Annotated in this window: 1 tRNA gene and 1 rRNA gene; both read left to right on the top strand. The window is 44.5% G+C overall.

What is annotated here, in order from left to right:
- Window positions 1-50 precede the first annotated feature (50 nt).
- Window positions 51-126: transfer RNA gene (locus PZE06_RS26605), tRNA-Ala, on the top strand.
- 190 nt (window positions 127-316) lie between these two features.
- Window positions 317-398 (top strand): 16S ribosomal RNA (locus PZE06_RS26600); the annotation flags it as partial.

Here is a 398-nt window from a genome sequence, read left to right as displayed (position 1 = left end):
GACCAAGGGGTCGCAGGTTCGAATCCTGTCTTCCCGACCACTATACTAATGGGGCCTTAGCTCAGCTGGGAGAGCGCCTGCCTTGCACGCAGGAGGTCAGCGGTTCGATCCCGCTAGGCTCCACCAAAAAAATGAAATAAAATATTGACTTAGCACTAAATTTTTGTTATCATTAAAAAAGTCGCTTCTGAGCGAATATAGAAATTGCACTTTGAAAACTAAACAAATCATACGTCAACAAATTATAGTGGAGGCACTCTTATGAGAGCCGAAGCTAGCCAACGTTTATTTTAAACATAAGAGCTAATCTTACTCTTTTTTGGAGAGTTTGATCCTGGCTCAGGACGAACGCTGGCGGCGTGCCTAATACATGCAAGTCGAGCGCTTGCACAAGAAAG

Source organism: Robertmurraya sp. DFI.2.37 (assembly GCF_029211245.1).
Taxonomy (GTDB): domain Bacteria; phylum Bacillota; class Bacilli; order Bacillales; family Cytobacillaceae; genus Robertmurraya; species Robertmurraya methanolica_A.
This window is presented reverse-complemented; position numbering and strand designations above follow the sequence as displayed.